This is a genomic window from Bdellovibrionota bacterium (assembly GCA_035292885.1).
Taxonomy (GTDB): Bacteria; Bdellovibrionota_G; JALEGL01; order JALEGL01; family DATDPG01; genus DATDPG01.
Map to the genome: position 1 here is coordinate 1 of DATDPG010000165.1, position 4,530 is coordinate 4,530.

Genomic DNA, 4,530 nt, shown 5'->3' on the forward strand with positions numbered 1-4,530 from the left:
CGGCGGAGATTTTGGAGGTCACGCTCGCCGCCGCCTTGGCCGTCGATTATCCGAAGAAGCGAGTGTACGTGCTCGACGACGGCCACCGGCCAGAAGTGAAGCGGCTTACAGAGGAGTTGGGGGCTGCGTACATCCTCGGCCCCAAGATACATGCGAAGGCCGGCAATTTGAACAACGCGCTTTCGAAGAGTTCCGGCGATCTTGTCGTCGTCTTCGACACCGACCACATTCCGGTCCGGACGTTCTTAAAAGAAACCGTTCCGCCCTTCGAGGACTCGAAAGTCGGGTGCGTTCAAACGCCGCACCATTTTCGAAACGCCGACATCTTCCAACGGGCCTATAGGCTCAACCGGCGGCTTTCGAACGAGCAAGACATGTTCAATCACGCGATTCAGTCCGGTCGCGATTCTTGGGGAGGAGCCTTTTTCGTCGGTAGCGGAGCGGTATTCCGGCGAAAAGCGGTGGAGCAGTTGGGGGGATTCCTTCTCATGAGCATCACGGAGGACATCCACACGAGCCAGCATCTCCACGCCCGGGGGTGGAGATCGGTCTTTGTCGATAAAGATCTGGCCGTGGGACTGGCGGCCGAAAATCTGGTTTCGTACTTGGTTCAGCGCCGCCGTTGGATGCTCGGCTGCCTCCAAATTTTTTTCAAAGACAATCCGCTCTTATCACGCACTCTTCCGTGGCGCCACCGCTTGGGCTATTTCGCTTCCCTTTACTATTTCTTCTTTCCGCTCGCGCGAATGGTCTTTTGGCTCACGCCGCTCTATTTCCTCCTGTTCCATCTTCATCCGATCATTTCGGACGTCTCGCTTCTTCTCGCGTATCTTCTTCCCTTTATGATTTTTCTTCCGATGCTCTCGTCCTCTCTCCTTCCCGGTTGGCCCCGTACCGGTTGGGGCGTGCTGTACGAAACCATGGTGGCGGCTCCGCTCTTTCGGTCGATGTTCGATCTTCTTCTCCCCCGTTCGCTCGCATTTAAAGTGACGCCCAAAGGCGTCGTGGCCGAAAAGCGTCGCTTCGACTCGGCATCGGCTCTTTTGACGAGCGGAATGGCGATTCTCACGCTCGCGGCCATCGCGAAAGGATTCGCGGAATTCTATTATTTCGGCATTGAAAAGGACGCTTACTTTTTCAACCTGGGCTGGGCGATCTACAACCTCGTTTTCCTCGCAGCCGCGTTACAAGTGGCATGGGAACGTCCCCAGCTTCGGACGGAGGAGCGCGTCCGCCGGTCTTTTCCCGCCGTTCTTTCCTGCGAAGGTAAGGATCTTCCGGTCCGAATCGAGAATATGAGCATTAGCGGTTGTTCCATGATCCTTGCCGCACCATCCGTGATTCCCGCGAGGCCGACGCTTCAATTTCGCCTCTCGAAGGAATCGTTCGAACTGCCCGGCAAGCTCATCTATAACGAGCGCGTGGCCCGGAGAAAATGGAGCGTCGGCGTCGCGTTTGAAGCGCTTTTCACGAACGATCGAAGAAGATTCGCGCTCGCTCTTTTGGCAGCCCCCGAGTCGTGGGATCACGTCCACGAAGGCCACATCCGCCGGCGGTTCTGGATGGGCCTCCTTTTTGCGACCTCGCTGGCCCGATATTTTTCGCCTCTTCGTTATCGGAGAAGACAATTCCCGCGGGAGCGTGGAATTCGGTTTTTCCGATTTGTCGACGGCGGAGTCGGCCGCACCGTGGTTCAGCGCGAACTTTCCGGGCGCGGCTTTTCGTTTCTAACCTCGCGGCCGTTGCCGCTTGCAAAACCCTGCCCGATCCTCGAAGGTTCGGATCCTGAAAAATGGGCGCGGCCGCTCTACTGCGTGAGGCGTTTTCCCGGAATCTGGCGTGTGGGGATGGAGTTCTGTCCTCAGCCCGCCGAAGAGATGCCATGGCAAAGTTATCTCGCCGCCTGATCGTTCTCGTCCTCATCGCTCTGGCGCCGGGGATATGCGGCGCCGAGTCGATGTCGGAGTCGTGGTACATGCTTCGCGGCCGGGCCAACATGAATATCGGCAATTACAAGGCGGCGATCGAGGCATTCGAAGAAGCCACGAAAAAGAACCCCCAAAACCGGGAGGCGATGCGTTCGCTCGGCGACGCGTATGAGCGACAAGGGCTCACCGACAAAGCGATCGGGCAATACGACCGTTACCTCTCCCGTTTTGAGGATGATCCCGCAATCGCGTTCAAACAGGCGGAGACGCTCGGATGGTCGCGGTACGCCTACCGGCGAAAAGATGCAGTAAAATACTATCGCATGGGTCTTCGTCAGCGGGACGACCGGAAAATGCGTCACCGGATGGCGAAGCTCCTGGCCCAAGACCGATCGACGCTCGACGAAGCCGTTCAAGAATACCGGATCCTTCGCAAGGCTGAACCGGAGAACTCCGAACTTCGAAGCGAATTTCGAAAACTCTTGGCCTGGGATCGGAAATACATTTCCGAGGCGATCGAAGAACATCGGAAGCGGCAGGAACAAAATCCGCAAAATTCCGCCGCGGCGGTCGAGTACGCGGAGCTCTTGGCCCAGAGCCCGCAACATCGGAAGGAGGCGATCGAATTTTATCGGAACCAGCTGGAGCGCAGCCCGGAGGATTCCAAGCTCCGGGAAGCGTACGCCGATCTCTTGGCGGCGGATCGCTCCACCCGGGCCGATGCGCTCGACGAGTACCGGACGCTTCTTTCCAAGGAGAGCGGAAACCAACGCGTACGGCTCAAGTACGCGCGGCTCGTCGGAGCGGAGAAATCCGGATCGCCCGAAGCGATCGATCAGTACCACGCGGTTCTCTCGGCCGATCCCTCCAACGCCGATGCCCACGCGGGGCTGGCGAAGATGTATGCGTGGGAGGGAAAGGAGAATGAGGCGAGCCGTGAGGTTCGCGCGGCCCTCGCGAAAAAGCCGGACGATCGGGAACTCGCTGAACTTCGTCACGATCTTTTCCGCGGCCAAGAGCCGCACGCGAAGACGGACCTGTCGATTCTGGTTCAACCCGGCGCGGAGTTCGGCCTGAAAGGAGTCCGTTGGGGTGTGGGAGGCCACGCCGAAATCGGCTCGTCGTTCGGCACGTCGGCCACATTCGGTTTCGAGGATTTCTGGAACGCCGGTGAAAACATCGCGAGCGGATACCTTTCCGTCGGCGCCGAATACCGGTTTCTTCCCACGCGGAGCCTGGCGGCGGAGCTGGCGTTCCATTCGCTTCGTCGGTCCGGGCGAAACCTTCTTCCAAGGATCGAATATCGGCAGCGAAGCAACGCATTTTCTCTTCGATCAGGCTTTGCCCGCGAACTTCGCTATGACTCCTTTTTGGCGCTGGCCGGGTCGGAAGCTGCCGGAACGTTCCTGGGATCGGCGCGAAACAATCTCTTTTTCACCGAAGGTGTATACGCACCGGAGCCCTGGGAGCTGCGCGCGCGCCCCTTTATCGGATGGGTGTCGGCCACCTCGACCTCGAATAATTTTTGGGTCGGGGCCGACGGTCAAGTCTCGTATCAGTGGGTTCGGAGCGTCCGCTGGAAGTTCGCCACGGCGTATGCCCTGAATCTTTCCCACTACGAGGAGGATCACTCCGGGTTTTCTTCGAGCCCCACGGAGCCTCTGCCCGGAGGGTATTTCAGTCCGCCGGTTTTTGTAAGTCAGTCCCCGCAGTTGGTGTTCAGTTTCCGTTCCGGAGAGCGTCACCGGTTGGATCTAACGGCGGGGCCCTCGTTTCAGTTTGCCGACGACGCCACGTCTTCGTCCACGTTTCGGATGGGAGGCGAAGCATTGGGAACCTATCTCTGGACGTTCCACCGTTCCTGGCGAACGGAAGTGAATGCCGGGTTCACCAGGATCGGAAGCGTATACAACCGTTTCACGATGGGGGGGGTGCTCACCTACCTCTTCTGAACTTCTTCACTTCGATAGCGCCGTGATGGCGCTGTCCAGGCCGTTCCCCACGCAAAGTTTCTGGAAAAAACTTCGGTCGACCTGTTTCTTCGCTTCCTGCAAAGGGGCAAGCGCGTCCCGGTCGCCGAGCGTTTTAAGCCGCTGGGCCGCGCTTCTTCGGACGTTGCAGCTGTCCACGCGAAGGTCCCGAATATACACTTGGACATAATCGATCTTGTCTCCCGCACCGCGCTCTTCGAGGGCGTCCACCGCGTTCCAACGGCGCCAGTAGTCTTCGCTTTCCGTTTGCTTCACAAGCGGCTTCACGATGGAGCGATCGAGGCGAGCCAGGATTCCGATCAAACGCTTGCGCCCCTCCTGCCTTCCGAGGAGCGCGAGGACATTTTCACGGATCGTTCGATCGTCCGCCAGCGAGTCGTCGCTCGAGAGAGATCGGTCGTAACGCTCGAGACAGCGATCGACTTGTCCCGCCTTGCATTCGATATCGCCGAGAAGTTTTTCCAGAATCGGATCGTCCCCATGGTCTTGCCGTTCCGCGGTGACCACATTTCGCGCGGCGCGGATGTCGCCCTGTTCCAGGAGCCGCTCCACTTCATTGGCGGCTGCTGAATGGGGTCGGTGGCGAAGGAGGGAAATTCCAAAGATGAAAG

The 4,530-nt window shown here is 58.7% G+C and carries 3 protein-coding genes; 2 read left to right on the top strand and 1 reads right to left on the bottom strand.

Annotated features, from left to right (window positions below; translation table 11 throughout):
- Together VI895_12260 and VI895_12265 are read left to right on the top strand one after the other, a co-directional pair.
- Positions 1-1,907 (top strand): glycosyltransferase (locus tag VI895_12260; GenBank protein HLG20572.1); only part of this gene is annotated, 1,907 nt, incomplete at its 5' end.
- Complete coding sequence (locus VI895_12265) at positions 1,883-3,880, top strand: tetratricopeptide repeat protein (protein ID HLG20573.1); 1,998 nt, start codon at positions 1,883-1,885, stop codon at positions 3,878-3,880. The genes VI895_12260 and VI895_12265, both read left to right, overlap by 25 nt.
- A gap of 6 nt (positions 3,881-3,886) precedes the next feature.
- Here the strand turns inward: VI895_12265 and VI895_12270 are convergent.
- Positions 3,887-4,530, bottom strand: a 644-nt coding sequence (locus VI895_12270) for a hypothetical protein (protein HLG20574.1), incomplete at its 5' end; no start/stop codon positions are given.